The organism is Marinilabilia salmonicolor (assembly GCF_003003035.1).
Lineage (GTDB): Bacteria > Bacteroidota > Bacteroidia > Bacteroidales > Marinilabiliaceae > Marinilabilia > Marinilabilia salmonicolor_A.
Window position 1 is genome coordinate 276,354 of the sequence record NZ_PVTS01000004.1, and the last position, 19,760, is coordinate 296,113.

Consider the following 19,760-nt stretch of genomic DNA (forward strand, 5'->3'; position numbering starts at 1 on the left):
AGCCATTGCTTTATGAAAAATCGAATTTCTCTTTTTTTTCTGCTGATTTCCATTTCTTCACTGCTGGCTGCCAATCCTGTTGAGTACGGGATTTCTGAAATAGAATATTTTAATCGGCGACAATATGGAGGAGCCACCCAGAGCTGGAAAATTTCTCAGGCGGATAATGGCTTACTCTATTTTGCCAACAATGACGGGATTATAGAGTATGACGGATCGCAATGGAGGTTGCTCGAGAGACATGAAAATCTAAACAACAATCCTGTTCGCTCTGTCTTTGTGTTGGAGGATAAAATATTTTTGGGGGCTACCGATGAATTTGGGTATTACAGTAATGACTCGGTGGGTGGGTTCCAATATTCTTCTCTTACCGATGCGTATAATGTAGATAAACTCGGAGATTTTTGGAATATTTTTCACCTGAATAATCAGATTATATTTCAGTCTCACAATGCACTCTGTTTATATACCCCGGGCGAATCGGTGGAGGTGGTAATGGCGGAGTCCCGCATATCCGAAGCCTTTTTGGTTAATGATGCCATTTTGTTGCATGATGATAAAGAGGGATTGATGGAATTGAGAAACGGGGCATTGTACAAGGTTCCCGGAGGTGAGATTTTTGCAGGGAAGATTATTGGGGGAATCATGGCCCTTTCCAGAGATGAGGCGGTCATTGGAACCATGGATGACGGACTTTATCTGTGGGATGTAAATGGTATCGGAAAATGGAACGTTCCTGCTGATGATATTTTGAAACAAAGCAATATATTTTGTGCCGGTAAAGTTGGTGATGATCTCGCTTTTGGAACCATTCAGGCCGGTGTTGTTATTACTGATAATCAGGGCGATGTTAAGATGATTGCCGGTAAGGATAAGGGGTTGAATAATAATACTGTCCTGGACCTTTTTGTGGATCGTCAGAAAAATATTTGGGCAGCATTGGACAATGGAATTGCCCGTATTAATTACAACTCAGCAGTCAGTTTTATTGAAGGATATTTTGATCTTGGTACCGGATATTGTATGGATAAAAAAGGGAATCGTTTTTTTCTGGGTACCAATCAGGCATTATATACCATTAAGGAGAATCAGTTTTCAAGCCCGGTAAAGTCTCGTGATGATTTTCACAGGGTAAAAGGAACAAACGGTCAGGTTTGGTCCGTTTATACGGATGAGGAAACCGGAGAAGTTCTGGTGGGACATAATCTTGGAATCTTCAGAGTGGAGGGGGAGAGTGCCGGACTTATCACCCCGGGCTCTGTAAACGGAGCATGGATCTTCAGGAAAATACCCGGACGGAAGGACCTTTTGATGGTTGGCTATTATGGTGGTATCCTTCTATTGAAACGGGAAGATGGCGGAAAATGGGAGTTTGATCAGCGTATTGATGGCTTCCCGGAGTCCTCCAGATTCATGGAGTGGGATGATGCCGGAAATCTTTGGGTGGTGCACGGGCTCAAGGGGTTTTATCGGTTGCAATTTAATGACTCTTACACCCGGGTGACTGAGGTTAAAACGATTTCTGATTTTACCGGGATCGATGATTATGAGGGGTTTAGTATGTCTGTGATTGATGGAAGAATTGTTATGGCTTCTTCGCATGGACTTTATACGATGGATCCGGATAATAAGGACACTTTTGTCAGAGATGAACTGGAAAAGTTCTTTTATGGAAGGAATTATCCTGTTCGTTTGCAACAGGATAGATATGGAAATATCTGGTTTTTTGTGAATAGCGGGGTTGGAGTGCTTCGTTATCAGGAGGATGGAACTTACCGGAAAATTGACAATCCGATGGTTCCCTTAAACCATAAATTTGTCAATGGTTTTGAATCTGTGTATGTACTCAATGAAGAGGTTGCTTTTTTTGGAATCGAGGATGGTTTTGGACAATATTCAGCCAATAATGATGTCAATTATTACCAGCCGTTTGAGGTGCATATCCGGGGCTTTAAAAGTCTGACCAATCCGGACCAGCTCTTTTATTCAAACAGTTTGTCTCCCAAACAGAAGAAAATTCCTTTTTTTCCATATCAAAACAATGCTTTCGAAGTTTTTTTCTCTGCCACCTGGTTTGGAAGTGGCGACGTGGAGTATTCCACCATTTTGGAAGGGTTTGAGACGGGGTGGAGTCCATGGGGAACAATGCGCAACAGACAGTTTACCCGTCTTCCCGAAGGGGATTATACCTTTAAGGTAAGGGCTCGTAATGTACATGGCGTTCAAAGCAAAGAAGCTGTGTTTCATTTCTCCATTCAACCGCCCTGGTATCGAAACACCATCGCCAAGATTATTTATGTTGTTTTGGCAATTATTCTGGCGTTTCTGATTTTCTGGAGTACAGGACGAATTGCGGAGAAGAGTAAGGAGCGGGAGAAGATTCGCCAACAGGAAAAATATAAAGAAAAAGAGGCGGAACTCCGTCGCGAAGCGCTGGAGAAGGAAAAAGAAATGATACGTTTGCGCAATGAAAAGTTGCGTAATGACATGAAACACAAGGAGAAAGAGCTTGCGAGCTCCACCATGCACATCCTGCACAAAAATGACTTTCTGATAAAAATAAAGGATGAACTGCAGAATGCCAGAAAGACTGACAGTCAAAGTATTTTAGATAAAAAAATCAATTCGGTAATTCGTCAAATCGATAAGGATATTGATAATGATGCACACTGGGAGATTTTTGAAAAGCATCTGGAGCAGGTTCATGAAGATTTTCTCAACAGGTTAAATTCCCTGCATGATGACTTGTCAGCCAGGGAGATGCGTCTTGCTGCCTATTTGCGGATGAATATGACCTCCAAAGAGATTGCTTCGTTGATGAACATTACTTCCCGTGCTGTGGAAAATAACCGATACAAACTCAGAAAAAAACTGGGTCTTGAACAAGGGGATAATCTGGTGGATTATATTTTGAAGATATAAGCTGATTTTAATATCGATCAACCTCCTGCAATACTCTAACCTTATTGATAAAGTTATCTTAATGTGTCAGTAATTGAGTAAGGTTAATTTTTTAAAGGAACCGTTTTGGTATTTGGATGTCAGCCATAAGATGTGGCGCCTCATTTTATCAGGCCGTTGACATCAATGCCTTGTAAATCAGCAAGAATGGTCGTTGCTTCATTTCGGTTGTTTCCGCAAACAAGTTTTTCTGCCTTAAAACCGGCACACACGGCCGGGCGTTCGGGAGAGTGAAATATGCCGCAACTGTAGTCATCTTGCAGATGAATGCAGCGAACACCGGCAGGTTTTCCGTTCGGCATACCCGGAATGGGTGAAGATATTGATGGTACAATGCAGCAGGCACCGCAATTGGGACGACATTCCATGAGTGAGTTCTGTTTTATCAGTCAAAATCTTTGTGCAAAGAATTGAATAATTGTATAGAATTTCAACTTAAATTAAAGTTTTAATGTTTTTTAAAGAAAAATTGGTTCATGGAACGCTGATTAAGCGATACAAACGATTTCTGACAGATGTGAAGCTGGATGACGGCACGGTTGTGGTAGCCCATTGTACCAATAGCGGATCCATGAAAAGTTGTCTCGAAGAAGGTGCAGAGGTATTTCTTTCTCCGGTGAATGATCCAAAGCGTAAAACTAAGTTTACCTGGGAAATGATCAAAATTAATGATCGCTGGGTGGGAATTCATACCGGACGTCCCAACCAGTTGGCTGTGGAGGCTATTCGTAATGGTGATATTCCGGGGTTGACCGGTTACATAGAGGTAAGACCTGAGGTTAAGATTCAGGATAGTCGATTGGATGTGATGGCTAAAAATGATCAGGAAACCTGTTTTATTGAGGTTAAAAATGTGACGCTTAAAGAGGGAAAATATGCCTTGTTTCCTGATGCAGTTACCACCCGGGGCCGAAAGCACCTGGAGACCCTGATTAGACTTAAAGAAGAGGGGTACAGGGCTGTGATGCTTTACATTGTCCAACGAATGGATGTGGAAGTTTTTGCTCCTGCTGTTGAAATTGATCCCGGATATTCAGAGTCTTTGAAGAGGGCGGTTGAAAGTGGCGTTGAGGTTTTCCCTGTTCAGGCCGAAGTCTCCCCAGAAGGAATTGTGCTGGGGAAGGTGCTTCCGTTTGAGATTTGATTGGGGAAGTGAGGTATGAGTAAAGAGCAAAGGATGTTGATTAAACTGGAAACTGCCATCCTCCGCCTTATATCAAGCATCGGAGGGGAGGCAGTTTGGTAGTTTAATAGACAAAAGATATTATCAGAAGCACCAGTGGTGCGACACTTTGTTCATCAGACCAAAAAAACATTGATTTGAGGAAAAGTTGTAACTTTACTGAAACAGCTTCAAATCAATAGATTCTCCCATTGTGACATACCCCTTCTCATTGGGATGCAGGAAGTCACCATCATGTAAATCAGCCTTAATGGTGAGCGTATCTTCGGGATTACGCATGGTTTGGTCGAAATCAATCACTGCATCGAAGCGGCCACTGTTGCGAATCCAATCATTTACAGTGTTTCTGGCCATTTGACGGTAATCTTCGTGGTAAAAGGATTTGTCAAATGGCAGTATGGTGGCACCATAGACCAAAATTCCGTGTTCATGAGCCTTCTCAATCATCTGGTCATAAGCACTTATTAGATTTTCTGCTACTTTGGCTGCGGCAGCACTGTCGGGTGTTTGTCCGATGTCGTTGATTCCCTCCAGAATGATTAACCATTTTACACCGTTCTGATTAAGAACATCCCTTTCAAACCGGTCGATGGCTGAGGGGCCCAGACACTGCTTCAGAACGCAGTTGCCGCCAATGCCCTGGTTGAGCACTGCTACATTTTCTGTTTGCGGGTTCTCCACCAATCTCTCTGAAAGAATGTCCGGCCAGCGATTTTGCTTATTGGTTCCGGATCCGCGGCCATCGGTAATTGAATTTCCTAAAATGGCAATGGCAGCAGCTTTTTTAGGGGCTGTAACCTCAATGTTGTTGATGGTGTACCAGTGATCGGTTTTTACAGCCTCCTCAAAGTTCTGATCCTCTGAATGATTACCGCTTAAAATATAGGAGGTTGTGCGCGACCCCGGATGACCCGTTACATCCGCAGATGTTTCACCATAAGATATGGTAATGGTCAGATCCATTCTTGATTTTAGCGGAAACGCCACAGGGTCAGAAATTACGGCCTCGCCGGCATTCATGGTAACTTCCTGCTGATTGTTAAATGTCAGTGTTTTTATGGTACTTTCATCAATGGTGCTGCCTCCTTCTGCTTTAGCAATAGTGACTGTTTTCATGGTCACGGGGCTGGTGCTGAATTCATTGGAGAACCGCATTCTCAGTTTATCACCGCCGATGGATACCCGCACTATTTGTCGAATGGTATTGTTGCTGAGACCGGGTTCTGGAGGCATATTGTGGGGTTCCACAAGTTGAGGTGCTGTGGTCCATGTTCCCACCCATTTTTCATTTGCATTTTCCTCGGCGCAACTTCCGAATAGAATCGCAATTAACAGTAAACCCATCAGGCTGAACCTGGGAAAAGTACTCCGAAGTGAACCGCTCTTTTTTGATGATTTTAGAGCTTTAATCTTCTCAAAATTCATGATAAATGTGTATTGATATTAGAAATATGTTCAGATTTTAAAGTTGAGAAAAATTTAAGCTCCGGAACACTTCAAAAAAGCTTAAAAGGTGGAAATTTTTTGTTTTATCCAATTTCAGAATGGGTTTAACCTCTTTCTTTAGGAGTCTTTGTGAGAATTAGTTAAACACCACTCTGGAAAATGACTCTTTTAGGGATTTATTCGTCCAGAAAACGTTTTGTTAACCCTGCGTAGGCATCAATTCGACGATCCCTGAAAAAGGGCCATATCCGGCGAACGCTTTCGGATCGTTTCAGGTCGATTTCCACGATCAGGTTGCTTTCCAGATTCGTTGGGGCTTCAACCAGTTTTTCTCCCTGGGGTCCCGCAACAAAACTGTTTCCCCAGAATTGTATCCCTCCGGTTACTTTTGAGGGATCCGGTTCATAACCCACACGGTTTACAGATACAACGGGAAGGCCGTTGGCGACGGCATGTCCCCTCTGTGATATGGTCCAGGCATCTTTTTGACGCTTTTGTTCTTCAGGGGTATCAGTGGATTCCCAACCAATAGCGGTGGGATAGATGAGCAGGTCAGCTCCCCGCATGGCCATCAGTCGTGCGGCTTCCGGGTACCATTGATCCCAGCAGACCAGCACGCCTAACCGGCCTACACTGGTATCGATAGGCTCAAAACCCATATCTCCGGGGGTGAAATAAAACTTTTCGTAATAGGCCGGATCGTCGGGGATGTGCATTTTTCGGTATTTGCCGGCAATGGTGCCATCCTTTTCCAGCACTACGGCGGTGTTATGATAAAGTCCGGGGGTACGTTTTTCAAACAATGAAGTAACGATCACCACACCAAGTTCTTTGGCCAGTTGCCCAAACCGCCGTGTGCTTGGCCCCGGGATTGTTTCTGCCAGGTCGAAAACATCTGTTTCTTCAGTCTGACAAAAATAGAGACTGTTGTGTAGCTCCTGCAAAACAATGAGTTGGGCTCCTTTTGCTGCCACATCCCGGATGTTATTCTCCAGTCGTTGCACATTTTCAGCATTGTTCCCGCTGTTGCTTTGTTGTATGAGTCCTGTGGTAACCATGTTTTCTAATATTTTCAAAAATCAAATTTGCGTTTCTCAAAGGGTATGGATCTGACTTGCTCAATATTTTTTAATATTTTCCTGCAGATAGATTCCAGTTTTTCTTTTTCCGGCGGATTGCCCCAAAACAGATCATCTATCTCCCAATCGTCTGCTTTCATTATCTCTCGGGTCATTTTTTCGGCTTTTTTGAGGTATTCAGCCTCATTTTTGCAATCACCGGATAAAACACCATAATGTAACGTCAAATCATGGGTTAATCTCTCGGCCTGGATTAAAATGCCATCGTAGGCTTCTCGCGATAAGTCATCTGTATCCATTTGATGTATCTTTTAAGCAGTTTACCTATAGCATTCAACTCTCAACCCTCACCTCTCAACTCTTTTCCCCCAGCGTCCCTTCCGGCAGTTGCATGGTAACGCAATGTAATGATCCATGCTGTTTGATCAAAGCCAGGCAATCAATCCCTATAACTTTTCTGTCACGGAAAACATTTTCCAGAATTGCTTTTGCCTCCTGGTCTTTGGGACTTTTGTAAAAAGGTAACAACACAGCCTCATTAATGATTAAAAAGTTGGCATAAGTAGCCGGTAACCTGTGTCCGTCTTCATATACTGCATCTGCCATAGGGAGGGGGACCAGGTTATAGCTTTTACCATTTCCGGTTCGAAATTCATGCAATTGTTGTTCCATCTTTTTTAGTGCGGAATAATGTTCGTCTTCAGTATCTTCACACTTAACATAAGCAATCGTGTCAGGATTGCAAAATCGTGCCAGAGTGTCCACATGGCTGTCGGTATCGTCCCCGGTAAGAAATCCATGATCAATCCAAAGTACTCTTTCTGCTCCCAGTGAGTTTTTAAACTTCTCTTCGATGTGTTTTTTGGATAGTGCTCCGTTTCGGTTTGCTGATGTCAGACATTCCGTGGTGGTAAGGATGGTTCCTTGTCCGTCCGATTCAATACTACCGCCCTCCAAAACAAAATGAAGGTGGTTTTCGCGCGTTGCAGAGGAACCAAAGATATGTTTCTCAAAGAGTCTGGAAGTAATCAGGTTGTCTTCATTGGCTGCGAATTTCAGTCCCCAGCCATCGAATTTATAATCCAGGCCAATCCAGCGGGTTGCTTCTTTTACGAATATTGGCCCGAAATCTCGGGCCCAGGTGTCATTAGTAGGACAATTTACTGTTTTAATCTTTTCAGGGTAAGTGAATTGATCTATGGGGAAATTGTTTTCGTCATTTACCAGCACCACTGCTTTTTCGTAGGTGGTGACTGCTTCTATGATGTTGACAAAGCATTCTCTGACTTCATCAAGCATTTGAGCCCAGTCAGTTCCTGAGTGTGGCCAGGCCAGTATAACCCCATTCTGAGGGGCCCATTCTCCGGGTAACATTCGTTTCGTTTGCATCATCTGTTTTGCCAAAAAAGTCCGGTAAAAAATGGATTTACCGGACTTCAAATTTGGGAAAAAATATCAAATCTTTTTACTGTTGACTCAATAGTTTCTGTCCATAAACTAAACGTTTTTCACGTGTTTGAACTAGAAATTCAAATTCAAGGCGTGCGAAAAATCTAAACCGCAGAATACTAATGTATTTGAGGATTTATATTTTGAGCAACAACGCAGAAGTTGGACTTTATAGACAAACACTAAATACTCTGTTTATGTGCGGGACTTTACTGATGGTGAGAAGAATATTTGTCCATTTTGAGTTTTGCAATTCCCTCAACTCTCAGCTCTCACCCCTCAGCCCTCCCTCATTCCTAGAACTTGTAATTAACTCCAAATCCAAACAACTGTTTAAACTGAATGCGTGGTCCGTGTTCCACTCCTTCGGTATCCACATATTTGATGTCGTGGTCATAAAGCAGGGTGGTTCCAAGGCTTGCAGACAGAAAACTGTTGACTTTAAAATCAAATTTGGTTTCCCATTCCACATCAATTCTTTCAGGGTGATTTCCGAGGTTGGAAAATAGATCCAGCCGGGTCTTGAAGTCCACGTTCTCAATTAGGTTCTCTTTTTTGTATATGCTTTTGACCGAGGCACCAAACTCAGACCTGAGGTTTTCTCCGGGATCTACACCATAGGCTCCCTGCTCGGAAAGCTGTTCGTCATGCACGAGGGTCATTTTACTGGTCAGGGGAGAGAGGTACAAAGAAAAATTATCATTGGGTTTGTAATCCATACCCAACGATAGCAGCAAATAGGCCGGTGACATAAACTTCGAGGTCATGATTGTGTTCTCCGGCGGATCTTTATAGCCCAAGTCCATTTGTGTTTTAAAATCGGCTAAAACGGTATAAAACCAGTGCTCCGCAGCCTGAAGCCCGTATTTGGAGACAATCTGAATGCGGTCTTCTGTTTTTACCAGGTTTTCATCGCCCTGCTGAGTCAGACCATAACCTATGTCCAGTGTGTTTTCCCACGCATTTTTGTCTTTTTTGTAATTTAAAAATGCATTGAACAGAAAGGTTCCCGAAACAGAATTTTTACCTCCTCCTGACCAGTTGCTTAGTGATACCTGGGAGAAGTTAAATGCGCCATTTCCTCCTGCAGTCCAGTGTTTCACGGTATCTGCCTCCTGCTGTCCGAAGATCAGGGACGGAAAAAGAATGAAAAAGATTAGAATTCTGGCTCTTGTTGTCATTGATGTATTGTTTTTTTTGATAGTAGAGGCACAGTGTTAAGTGCCTCTACAGATACATTTTTTTATTAATTAAATTGAATTAGTGCACGTCAATAAAGTCGGGGAAAATGGTAATTGGGGCTGTGTAGGTTCAGAAAGTTGCGTAACAACCTGTTTCGATCCTACGGGGAAGCGAACGTGACTTTATAATCAGACTCGAATTATTTTGCCTGAAACAGGTGTACATCTCTTTGCGGGAAAGGAATAGAAACTCCCTGACGGTCGAACTCTTTTTTAACGGTTTCCTGCATTTCAAAGAAGATATCCCAGTAATCACCTGCATTTGCCCACACCCGGGTAACCAAATCTACTGAGCTTTCGCCAAGATTTATGACACCCACAAATGGGGCAGGATCTTTCAGAATACGCTCATCCTTTTCTATGATACCCATAATTACCTGTTTTGCTTTGTCGATGTCGTCGTTGTAGCCGATTCCAAAAGTGAAATCAACCCGGCGGACAGGTTCCGTAGAGTAGTTTACGGTACTTCCGTTTGAAACGGGACCATTGGGAAGGATGATGGTTTTTTTATCGGGGGTATTCAGAATGGTATGAAATATTTGAATCTCTTTTACAGTTCCTGAATGTCCTTCGGAAGTGATATAATCCCCTACTTTAAACGGCCTGAAAATTAGAATCATGACTCCTCCCGCAAAGTTTTGGAGAGTGCCGCTCAATGCCATACCAATGGCCAGACCGGCAGCAGCAAGAATTGCCACAAATGAGGTCATCTCCACTCCGAGCATGCTTACAACACTAATTACAAGCATGATTTTTAGTACAATGCCGGTCAGACTTATTAGAAAGGACTGTAAACTGGCATCGAAACCTTTGGCTTCAAACATTTTTTTCATGCCTTTTACAATCTTACCAATTACCCAAAGACCAATAAGCAGAGTAAGAATGGCAAGGACTAACTGGCCGCCATATTTTAGAGCAAGGTCGAGGATTTGTTCAGGATTGCTGAACCATTCTTTAAATTGTTCCATTTTTTTGAGTTTAGTGATTAATGCAATTTTAAATTCCAATAAAATTACTGCTTTTGTTTCCCAATTTCAATATTTTAAAGGCTTAGGTTGAAATTATGTTCAAATTAGACCTGATTTTATAAAAAATCAAAATTCAAATGGCTGTAATAGAGGGCAAAAATCAATATTAATAATAAAAAGATCCAAACTGAAATGGCTGCTCTGGATGTGTTTCTTGCCTGTCCCTTCTTGTCCCAACTTGCCGGTTTGATACCCTGAACAACAAATGTAAGAACCCCTGAAAGATTTATACATATAATATTTATGAACAATAGAAACAGGGCTCCTGTGGCCGCATCCCAGTAACCGGCACCAATGAGCATTCCCAATACTACAAGAGGAGGCAGCAGGGCTACTGCGACCATTACTCCAACCAGGGCTGATGCCACTCCGGTAGTGAATGCCAAGGCCCCGGCAATGCCGGAGGCAAGTGAAAGACCGATATCCCCCAGATTTGGTTCGGTGCGGGTGGCAATTTGGGGAGCGGAGGGATCTATTTCCAGCAGGATGCCCAACGAAATGGCAAATAGCAGAGAAATGCCGATGCCGGCAAATGTAACTTTGAGTGCATTTTTTGCCAGATGAAAATCTGCCAGAGTTGTTGCCAATGACAATGCGACATTTGGTCCAAGTAAAGGGGCAATAACCATAGAGCCTATGATGATGGCTTCACTGTTGCGCAAAAGTCCTGTTGCAGCTACGATGGTCGAAGAAAGCATCAGTATAATAAATACCCATGACAAACGGGTGGAGTCCACCAGATCGTGATACAGTTCTTCGCGACTGATACGGCCTTTGCCCTTCTTTTTGGCATTTTCTTTTGCTGTCCCTCTTTCCCGTTCCAGATCCGGGGCATCGGGGCGGGGGATGGTAGCTTCTACCGGATACAACACGATACGAAAGGTACCTGTATTCGAAAAATGATGCTCCAGCTTGGTAATCAGATGCTCACTATCATCTACCGCCAGTAGAATGGACAGTTTGTAACGCTTTTCATCAATTGTCTGATCCCAGCTTTCGATGCGTGATTCTCCCCTGATGAGGCTATGGAGCTTATCTTTTTCATCTGCAGGGACTACCACCTGCATTAATCTTAATGCCATATTGTTTTTTATTCAATTTTAAGGATTTTAACCCGACTTATCAACATAAAACGGGCATGATATCTTTTGATACGATCATACCATATACTGCGAGTCTCGAATGTCCGGGACCGGGACTATTCTAAATTGTTAATTTGCTTTTCAGTAATAAGTTTGGTTAAAAGCCTAATTAGCCCTGTCTATAAATTAATTAGTGCCTGTCTATAAACTAAGCAAATTCTGTTTTTAGAAGTGTGTCTGTTCAGAAAGTGCCAGTTACATGGCTTGCGAAGTCCGAAAATACGGAGTCCCGAAGTAGCTTTTGTAAGGTTTTTTTGAACAAAAAACCAACAAAAAGCACAATCGGGATGAGTACTCTTCGGACAAGCGTAACGTAGTAAATGGTACTTTATGGACAGACTCTAATTAAAAAGGAAAACTGATCTTTTTGTTCTATGGCAAAGGTGGTGAAAAGTGTTGCTCAGGAGGAAAAATTCTCTTCAATATTTTAACAGTAATTTAGAATTTACAAAAAATAGGAAATTGCAAATTGTGAGGTGAGATTTTTACCACGATGAATAGTTTGTGTAAGATATAAAAAATTAATAAACAGTAATATAATAAAATTGGTGTGAGTTTTTAATGAGTTAAAAAATGTATAATAATGAGTTTTTTGTGCGTTAAAAAATTAGGTTTGATTAACACTTGGGCTTACGTTTGCATCATGTTTTACTAAAAACCACAAATCAGTTTTGTTATGAGAAAAACATTAGGAATTTTGTTTTTAATGATGTGGACAACCCTGTTGTTCGCACAGGATGTTACCGTTACAGGTAAGGTGACGTCTGCAGAAGATGGCGGCCCGATACCGGGAGTAAGCGTCGTACAAAAAGGAACCACCAACGGAACCATTACCGATGTGGATGGAAACTATTCGTTGACCCTTCCCGAAGGTGAAACGATTGTTTTTTCTTTTATAGGTATGGAGACTGTTGAGGTTATTGCTGACCAGACAACCATTAATGTTACCATGAATGAGATGCTTACTGACCTCGATGAAGTGGTGGTGGTTGGTTACGGAGTCCAGAAAAAGAGTGTGGTAACAGCTGCTATAAGTAGTGTGTCTTCTGAAGACCTTGAATCTTCGAAACCTTCACGAATTGAGGATGTTTTAAAGGGAAAAGTTTCGGGTGTTCAGATTACGCAAAGCTCAGGTCAGCCTGGTTCTGATTCTAAAGTGCGTATCCGTGGTGTAGGTACCATTAACAATAGTGATCCACTTTACATTGTTGACGGAATGGCTGTTGGTGGTGGAATTAATTATCTGAACCCTACTGATATTGAATCAGTGGAGGTTTTGAAGGATGCTGCTTCTGCTGCCGTATATGGTGCGCGTGCTGCCAATGGAGTTATCCTTGTTACTACTAAGTCGGGAAAAGCCGGAGATGCTAAAATCAATTATGATTTCTCTTATGGATGGCAAAATCCATGGAAAAAGAAATCTGTTCTGAATGCCAAAGAGTATATGGTCATAATGAATGAGTCGTTGCTGAATGATGGAAACGCTCCTCGTTATACTCAGGATGAGATTGCCAATGCCGGAGAAGGCACTGATTGGCAGGATGAGACTTTTTACTATGATGCACCTGTGCAGAATCATCAGGTGAGCATCAGTGGTGGAAATGACAATAGTACCTATTTTGTTTCTTTTGGTTATTTCAGCCAGGATGGTATTGTTGGTGGCGACTATGGCCGTTCTAACTATGACCGTTACAGTGTTCGTGCCAATAATACTTACAATGTATTTAATGCCGACCGCTTATTTCTTAACAACTTGAAAGTTGGTGTTAATGCTGGTTATTCACGAATTGTTTCTTCCGGTATTGAAACCAACTCAGAGTATGGTTCCGTTTTGGGAAGTGCTATTACTTTTAATCCGTTGGTTCCTGTCTATGCAACAGATCCGGATCAAGTACTTGCCGATCATCCCACAGCAGTAACTGATTCCGAAGGACGTGTATATTCTGTTCCTCCTTCAGGATTTCAGGAAATTGCTAACCCTGTTGCTATGCTTGATGCACCTACAGGAAGCGAAGACAATTCAGACAAGATCGTATCTTCTTTCTGGGCTGAACTGGATGTTGTTGAAGGTCTAAAATTCAAGTCTAGCTACGGTGTTGATCTCGCATTCTGGGGAGGTGACGGATATGAATTTGAGCATTTTTTGGCTACTCAGGGAAAAGAATTGACTCGTAGTCATGTATATTCAAATATGCATCGGGGATTTACCTGGCAGGTGGAGAATACATTAACGTATTCAAAATCTTTAAATGATCGTCATAATTTTACTGTTCTACTTGGACAATCAGCTCAGGAATATACATTACGTGAATTGTATGGAGATGATTATGACCTGCTGGAGAATAACCCTGATAAGGCTGTAATAAACTATGCAGTTGCTGACAGAGATGATGAGCGAGTTGCAGGAGGAACAGGAGGTTTCTCAGTAGAGTCATTGGCTTCTTATTTTGGACGTATTGATTACAACTTTGATGAGAAATATATGATTCAGGGTACTGTTCGTCGTGATGGTTCTTCCCGATTCGGATCTGAAAATAAGTGGGCAATTTTCCCATCTGTCTCTCTTGGATGGAATGTGACCAATGAAGGTTTCCTGGATGGCCGTCCGGAATGGTTTGATTATCTGAAGCTTCGTGCCAGTTGGGGACAGAATGGTAATGAGCGCATTGGTAATTTTGCCTATACTTCTTTGATGGATGGTAATCAGAACTATTACTTTGGATCTGGAGATAATTCTACCATGCAATATGGTGCAAGTCCTGCCCGTATTGCCAATCCCGATCTAATCTGGGAAGAATCTGAACAAATTGATATTGGTTTCGATGCACGCTTTTTTAATAGTGCGATTGTATTTGGATTCGACTATTTTAAGAAAACCACAAACGGTATGTTGATGGATCAACCCATCCCGGCGTATGTTGGAAAAGGTGCTCCTTTGGCCAATGCTGGTGATATGGAGAACAGTGGTCTTGAATTTGAATTGAACCACAAAGGAAACTTTGGAGAATTTAATTACAATGTGGGTATAAATGCTTCTTACTTGCAGAACAAGCTTATCGACATGGGGAATGAGTCCGGAGAACAGATTTATGAAGATGCCGGAGCTACTGGTGTTGGAGCTTATGTGAAAGGTGAAAACGGAGAAGTATTCCCTTATTTTTATGGTTACAAAGTAGATGGTATTATTCAAAATGCTGAAGAAGCTGCTGCATACAACTCCACTTATGGGCAAAATGCCCAGCCTGGTGATGTTCGTTTTATGGATATTTCCGGTGCTGATGATGGAGGGCCTGATGGAAAAATTGATGATGCCGACCGTACCAAAATTGGTAAAGGTATGCCTGATTGGACTTTCGGTTTGAACATCAATGCTGACTGGAGAAATTTTGACCTCAGCATGTTCTTCCAGGGAGCTTACGGAAATGATATCTTTGATTATTCCGTACGTGGTGATGTCCCAGCAATGAACCGTCCCTCATGGATCCTGGATCGTTGGACAGGTGAAGGAACTTCAAACTGGCTGCCTAGAATGACCAGAGAAAATCCGAACAGTAACTGGCGTTCATCAGAACTTTATATCAAAGATGGTTCTTACATTCGTTTGAAAAATATTCAGCTTGGATATTCTTTGCCAACTCAGATTCTTCAATCACTGGCTATTGAGCGCTTACGATTCTTCGTTTCTGCCGAAAACTTGTTGACTTTAACTGATTATGACGGATTTGATCCTGAGATTGCATCAGGAGGATATACTACCATTGGTGTTGACCGTGGCATTTATCCACAGGCACGAACTATTTCAGTTGGAGCGAACATTACTTTCTAACATAAAAAATCGAACGAGTTATGATAAAATATATTAAGACAGTTGCTCTTGCCGCATTAGTAGGTTTTACGTCCTGCGGTGAAGACTTTCTGACAGCTTATCCAACCGATTCACAAGAGGCCGGAGGAGAAGCAACCAAAGGAGCTATTGAAGCGAATATTACTTCCGCTTATCAGATACTTCTTTTTGACAGTTATGCCGATTATCAGTACAATAGTATCGTGTTGATGTCTGATTTGCGTTCTGATGATATCTTTAAAGGTGGAGGTGATGCCGGTGACCAGGCACAATTATACCGTCTCTCACAATTAGATGCCTCACCTCGTGAACTTCCAGGTGGATTATGGAACATCTATTACAGTGGGCTCAGTAGGGCTAACAATGCTATTATTGCTACTGAAAACGCAGTGGATGTTAGCGAAGCAGATCTTGCACGTTTAAGCGCTGAAGGTCGCTACTTAAGAGCTTACTTTGTTCATTGGTTGTGGAAGTTTTGGGGAAATATTCCTTATTTTGAGGAGGATCTAGCTGAGCCATATATGGCCCCGCAATACACCGCTGATCAAATTTACAATGAATTGATTGAAGATCTTGATTACGCGATAGAGGGTAATAAATTACCAATGAGTGTTGGTGCTACAGAAGCTGGCCGTGCAACACGTGCTGCCGCTATGATGCTTAAGGCACGAGTGGTGATGTATCAGCAAGATGAATCACGTTATGCAGAGGTGTTGGCCGATATGGCGGAAATTATTAATAGTGGTGCCTATGAATTGATGCCTGAGTATAGTGAAATATGGCCCCGTGATGGCGAGTTTTGTGCCGAGTCTATTTTTGAGGTAAATCATTTACCGGAAGGAAAAGACTGGGGTGCTGCATGGCAGGGATACGGAACCAACCTTCCTGCATTTATATCTCCTAATGAACTGAAGGGAGATGACTTGTTGAGCGGTGATACTACATTTATTGGTGGATGGGGATTTGGTCCTGTTCGTCCTGAAATTCCTTCTATTTATGAAGAGGGAGATGAGCGTTTGGCTGCTTCGGTTAATCAATTTGAAGAAGGAACTTATACCGAGCGTTTTCAGAATACCGGATTGTTTATGGCTAAGTACGCAGCTCGTGAAGAGTATAATGATGCTCCTTATACTGTGGATCTGAACTATGAGAACAATTTACGAATCTTTAGATATGCAGAGACCTTATTGAATGCTGCCGAACTCATGGGAATGCATGGTGTAGCACCGATTGATGGACTTACTGCTCAGTGGTGTCTGGATGAGGTGCGAAAACGTGCAATGGATGAGGAGTTTGTTTCAATTCCTGCTTCTGAAGAAAATATCAAGCTGGAACGTCGTCGAGAATTTTTTGGTGAAGGAATGCGTTTCTGGGACCTCGTTCGTTGGGGGGATGCAAATCAGCTTACTGAAAATATCGAAGAGTACTCTTCTGTAAGAACATGGGAAGATTATAAGAAATATCTGCCTATTCCTCAGTCAGAAATCGATCGTACTTCAGGTGAGTTTAAGCTGGAGCAAAATGCAGGTTATTAATCCCTGATTATTGTATCTAATTTATTGATAATAAAAGAACAACAGATATGAAAAATATATTGAAAACAGGAATCATGATGGCAATGGCCTCGTTGCTGTTTGTGGCCTGTGAACCTCAGGAATTTGATGACTATGATTTGGGGGCCGCACCTCAGGCAGAGCAGTTGAGTTTCTCTGTTAGTCCAAAATCCGATCAACCTAATGTTATTGCATTTAGTAATACTACCGATCGTCCCGGTATAGCATCCTGGGACTTTGGAAACGGTGCTGGTAGTAAAGGACAGTCGGTCACTAGTGAGTATCCTTTTGCAGGATCTTATGATGTAACGATGACTTTGGTTACTGATGGTGGTGCTGCTACTGTTACCAAAACTATTGAAGTTGCCGAAGATGATCTTTCTCTGCTGGAAAATCCGCTTTATACTGCCTTGACCGGTGGTGCCGATAATGCCGAAGGAAAAACATGGGTATTTGATCAGTACAATGGTGGCCACTTTGGTGTTGGACCTGGCGAAGCGTTTGCTGATGGACCGACTATGACTGCTGATTGGTGGAATGCCGGAGCGAATGAAAAACTGGAATCCTCACTTTACACCAATAAGTTTACCTTTAAGCAGGTTGGTGTTGAGCTGATTTGGGAAAACAACGGGTTTGTTTATACCAACGGTGCGGGAGCTGACGCTCTTGCTGATATGGGATATACCAATGCAGTAGTGCCTCCTGCAGGTGACTTTGATGTGGAATATGCGCCTAATGCCAGTTATAACTTCAGTCTTGTTACTTCTGATTCTACCTTGATTCTAAGTGACGGAGCCTTTATGGGACATTATGCAGGTACTTCAACATTCAAAATTCTTTCTATTTCTGAGAATGAAATGTACTTGCGTGCTCAAAGTACCGTAGAACCAGTTAATGCATGGTATTACCGCTTAATTCCTGAAGAGTTGAATGTGGAACCTGAAGAACCGGAATTACCTCTGGAGGCCAATCTGTTGAGCGAAGATTTTGAAAGTGAAACCCCATCAGTGGTTTTTGCTACTGAAGCCATGGGGGATCGTACTAATGCACACTATCAGAATCCTGCTCCTTTCAATGGTAATACATCAGACTATGTATATCTCTATGAGAAGAAAGCCGGTGAGTTTTATTCTAATATTTCTTATGTAGCTGAAGATTATAAATTCGATCTTACTACTCAGAATAAGATTTCATTGCAGGTATTCATCCCATCTTACAACGATTATACTACTGAGAATAACGTTGCAGGGTCTTGGATTGCCAACAACCAACTTCAGGCTTCCATTGCGGTGAAACTCCAAAACAATGATTTGGGTGGAAGTGCATGGGAAACTCAAACTGAAATTCTGGAAACAGGCATCGAAACAGGGAAATGGATCGAATTGACTTTTGACTTTAGTAATGTGGCCGATCGCGAGGACTACAACAAGATTGTAATCCAGTTTGGTACAGAAGGTCATGATGGAGGAGGTATTTTCTTCTTTGATGATTTTGAATTTCATGAATAAGAGATATTCATAGTTTATTACACAACAATAAAACCTAATAGGGGAGTGTGGGGGTTCTCTCCACCTCCCTTTTTTTACTGATGATTTTTGGGAAGATGATGAAACGAACTAAGTGTTTTCGGATGGCAGGGAAAGTCTCTGTATTTGAGTCGGGTAGGCTGCTTTTTGGCGTTAAGTTGTTGCTTATGGCAATAGTCATCCCTGCATTATTGTCATGCAGTAAAGACGAAGACAGTCAGGAAGGTTATACTGTTGATTTTTCTATTGAAGTTGATTCGGAAAACCCCAATAATATTATTCTTACCAATTTGTCATCCGGCGACTATTTATATGTGGAATGGGATTATGGTAATGGTCAGTCAACAGGTAAAAGTATAAATAAGGAACAGGAACAAACGGTCTATTATCCTTTGAAAGGTAATTATGAAATCACATTAACTATTTGGGGCCCCTTAAATAGTATCGCTGACACAAAAACCATGACAAAAACCGTCACTATTGACGCTGATGATCCTGATTATACAGCTCCCGGAGGATTAATCTGGTCCGATGAATTTAACAGTTCGTCGGTGAACAAGTCGAATTGGACTTTTGAGATCGGAACGGGTGACTGGGGATGGGGTAATGATGAATTGCAGTACTACACCGATGGTGATAATGTTGAAATTACTGATGGTAAGTTGGTCATCACAGCCAGAAAAGAAAATGACAATAAAGAACGAGGCTCTTATACCTCAACCCGCATGGTAACAATGAACAAGCAGGAATTTACTTACGGACGGATTGAGATTCGTGCGAAGCTGCCTTCGGGAACCGGTGTCTGGCCGGCAATATGGATGCTTGGCAGCAATTTAGGACAAGTTGGATGGCCCGCATGTGGCGAAATCGATATCATGGAATATGTGGGGTATCAACCGGATATCGTTCATTCTACAGTACACACTACAGCAGGGTCGGGTGGTAATGGCAGTGGTGGTAGCATCTCTTTACCTACTGCAGAAGAGGCTTTCCATATTTATGGGGTATTATGGACTGAAGAATCCCTTACTTTTTATGTGGACTCACCTGATAATATCGTGCATGTCTATGCTCCTGCTTCTAAGAATGATACTAACTGGCCATTTAATAAACCTCACTTTTTTATTCTGAATCTTGCAGTAGGAGGAACCTGGGGAGGGGCACAAGGTATTGATAACAGCATTTTTCCACAATCGATGGAAGTTGATTATGTGCGTGTTTATGAATTGAATTAAGAGCGTTATTATTCAGGCATTGTTGAGTAAAAAGAATGTGAATACCTGCATGAAGGAGATTTTGTTAACGGAA

General features: G+C 42.1%; 14 protein-coding genes. 6 read left to right on the forward strand and 8 right to left on the reverse strand.

Going from position 1 to position 19,760, the window contains the following annotated elements:
• Positions 1–12 precede the first annotated feature (12 nt).
• On the forward strand, positions 13–2,922 hold the full coding sequence (locus tag BY457_RS06080) for a triple tyrosine motif-containing protein (protein WP_106152440.1): 2,910 nt from the start codon (positions 13–15) through the stop codon (positions 2,920–2,922).
• Between the two features lie 140 nt (positions 2,923–3,062).
• On the opposite strand, the gene BY457_RS06085 is transcribed toward BY457_RS06080, so the two are convergent.
• Positions 3,063–3,329: a YkgJ family cysteine cluster protein gene (locus BY457_RS06085; protein WP_106152441.1), complete on the reverse strand. Its 267-nt coding sequence runs from the start codon at positions 3,327–3,329 to the stop codon at positions 3,063–3,065.
• Positions 3,330–3,412: 83 nt separating this feature from the next.
• Here BY457_RS06085 and sfsA point away from each other — a divergent pair, with 83 nt between their 5' ends.
• The gene (gene sfsA, locus BY457_RS06090; protein ID WP_106152442.1) at positions 3,413–4,105 is read left to right on the forward strand and encodes a DNA/RNA nuclease SfsA; all 693 of its coding nucleotides are present in this window, start codon (positions 3,413–3,415) and stop codon (positions 4,103–4,105) included.
• A 195-nt stretch (positions 4,106–4,300) separates the two neighbouring features.
• Here sfsA and BY457_RS06095 read toward each other — a convergent pair whose 3' ends face one another.
• The 7 genes from BY457_RS06095 to BY457_RS06125 form a co-directional block, all read right to left on the reverse strand.
• On the reverse strand, positions 4,301–5,569 hold the full coding sequence (locus tag BY457_RS06095; RefSeq protein ID WP_106152443.1) for an SGNH/GDSL hydrolase family protein: 1,269 nt from the start codon (positions 5,567–5,569) through the stop codon (positions 4,301–4,303).
• A gap of 197 nt (positions 5,570–5,766) precedes the next feature.
• A complete protein-coding gene (locus tag BY457_RS06100; protein WP_106152444.1) occupies positions 5,767–6,648 on the reverse strand; it encodes a carbon-nitrogen hydrolase in 882 nt (293 codons plus the stop codon).
• A gap of 14 nt (positions 6,649–6,662) precedes the next feature.
• Positions 6,663–6,968, reverse strand: a complete 306-nt coding sequence (locus BY457_RS06105) for a hypothetical protein (protein WP_106152445.1) — start codon at positions 6,966–6,968, stop codon at positions 6,663–6,665.
• A gap of 55 nt (positions 6,969–7,023) precedes the next feature.
• Positions 7,024–8,061: an agmatine deiminase family protein gene (locus tag BY457_RS06110; RefSeq protein ID WP_219885140.1), complete on the reverse strand. Its 1,038-nt coding sequence runs from the start codon at positions 8,059–8,061 to the stop codon at positions 7,024–7,026.
• A gap of 353 nt (positions 8,062–8,414) precedes the next feature.
• On the reverse strand, positions 8,415–9,299 hold the full coding sequence (locus BY457_RS06115) for a DUF3078 domain-containing protein (protein ID WP_106152446.1): 885 nt from the start codon (positions 9,297–9,299) through the stop codon (positions 8,415–8,417).
• Between the two features lie 200 nt (positions 9,300–9,499).
• Positions 9,500–10,327, reverse strand: coding sequence for a mechanosensitive ion channel family protein (locus BY457_RS06120; protein WP_106152447.1), 828 nt, complete (start codon positions 10,325–10,327; stop codon positions 9,500–9,502).
• Positions 10,328–10,443: 116 nt separating this feature from the next.
• On the reverse strand, positions 10,444–11,469 hold the full coding sequence (locus BY457_RS06125; RefSeq protein ID WP_258176635.1) for a TIGR00341 family protein: 1,026 nt from the start codon (positions 11,467–11,469) through the stop codon (positions 10,444–10,446).
• Positions 11,470–12,205: 736 nt separating this feature from the next.
• On the opposite strand from BY457_RS06125, the gene BY457_RS06130 reads away from it, so the two are divergent.
• The 4 genes from BY457_RS06130 to BY457_RS06145 all read left to right on the forward strand — a co-directional run bounded on the left by BY457_RS06130 (position 12,206) and on the right by BY457_RS06145 (position 19,687).
• Positions 12,206–15,355: a SusC/RagA family TonB-linked outer membrane protein gene (locus tag BY457_RS06130; RefSeq protein WP_106152449.1), complete on the forward strand. Its 3,150-nt coding sequence runs from the start codon at positions 12,206–12,208 to the stop codon at positions 15,353–15,355.
• Positions 15,356–15,375: 20 nt separating this feature from the next.
• Positions 15,376–16,908, forward strand: a complete 1,533-nt coding sequence (locus BY457_RS06135) for a RagB/SusD family nutrient uptake outer membrane protein (RefSeq protein WP_106152450.1) — start codon at positions 15,376–15,378, stop codon at positions 16,906–16,908.
• A gap of 47 nt (positions 16,909–16,955) precedes the next feature.
• The gene (locus BY457_RS06140) at positions 16,956–18,434 is read left to right on the forward strand and encodes a PKD domain-containing protein (protein WP_106152451.1); all 1,479 of its coding nucleotides are present in this window, start codon (positions 16,956–16,958) and stop codon (positions 18,432–18,434) included.
• A 122-nt stretch (positions 18,435–18,556) separates the two neighbouring features.
• Positions 18,557–19,687 carry a glycoside hydrolase family 16 protein gene (locus BY457_RS06145; protein ID WP_219885141.1) on the forward strand — a complete coding sequence of 377 codons (1,131 nt, stop codon included), beginning with the start codon at positions 18,557–18,559 and terminating at the stop codon, positions 19,685–19,687.
• The last annotated feature ends 73 nt before the right edge of the window (positions 19,688–19,760 follow it).

Bases quoted from the DNA above. Each gene is read 5' to 3' on its own strand.
- BY457_RS06135 (WP_106152450.1), top strand. From the start codon at position 15,376: ATGATAAAATATATTAAGACAGTTGCTCTTGCCGCATTAGTAGGTTTT.
- BY457_RS06140 (WP_106152451.1), top strand. From the start codon at position 16,956: ATGAAAAATATATTGAAAACAGGAATCATGATGGCAATGGCCTCGTTG.
- BY457_RS06145 (WP_219885141.1), top strand. From the start codon at position 18,557: ATGGCAGGGAAAGTCTCTGTATTTGAGTCGGGTAGGCTGCTTTTTGGC.
- BY457_RS06085 (WP_106152441.1), bottom strand. From the start codon at position 3,329: ATGGAATGTCGTCCCAATTGCGGTGCCTGCTGCATTGTACCATCAATA.
- BY457_RS06120 (WP_106152447.1), bottom strand. From the start codon at position 10,327: ATGGAACAATTTAAAGAATGGTTCAGCAATCCTGAACAAATCCTCGAC.
- BY457_RS06080 (WP_106152440.1), top strand. From the start codon at position 13: ATGAAAAATCGAATTTCTCTTTTTTTTCTGCTGATTTCCATTTCTTCA.
- BY457_RS06095 (WP_106152443.1), bottom strand. From the start codon at position 5,569: ATGAATTTTGAGAAGATTAAAGCTCTAAAATCATCAAAAAAGAGCGGT.
- BY457_RS06115 (WP_106152446.1), bottom strand. From the start codon at position 9,299: ATGACAACAAGAGCCAGAATTCTAATCTTTTTCATTCTTTTTCCGTCC.
- BY457_RS06105 (WP_106152445.1), bottom strand. From the start codon at position 6,968: ATGGATACAGATGACTTATCGCGAGAAGCCTACGATGGCATTTTAATC.
- sfsA (WP_106152442.1), top strand. From the start codon at position 3,413: ATGTTTTTTAAAGAAAAATTGGTTCATGGAACGCTGATTAAGCGATAC.
- BY457_RS06100 (WP_106152444.1), bottom strand. From the start codon at position 6,648: ATGGTTACCACAGGACTCATACAACAAAGCAACAGCGGGAACAATGCT.
- BY457_RS06125 (WP_258176635.1), bottom strand. From the start codon at position 11,469: ATGGCATTAAGATTAATGCAGGTGGTAGTCCCTGCAGATGAAAAAGAT.
- BY457_RS06130 (WP_106152449.1), top strand. From the start codon at position 12,206: ATGAGAAAAACATTAGGAATTTTGTTTTTAATGATGTGGACAACCCTG.
- BY457_RS06110 (WP_219885140.1), bottom strand. From the start codon at position 8,061: ATGATGCAAACGAAACGAATGTTACCCGGAGAATGGGCCCCTCAGAAT.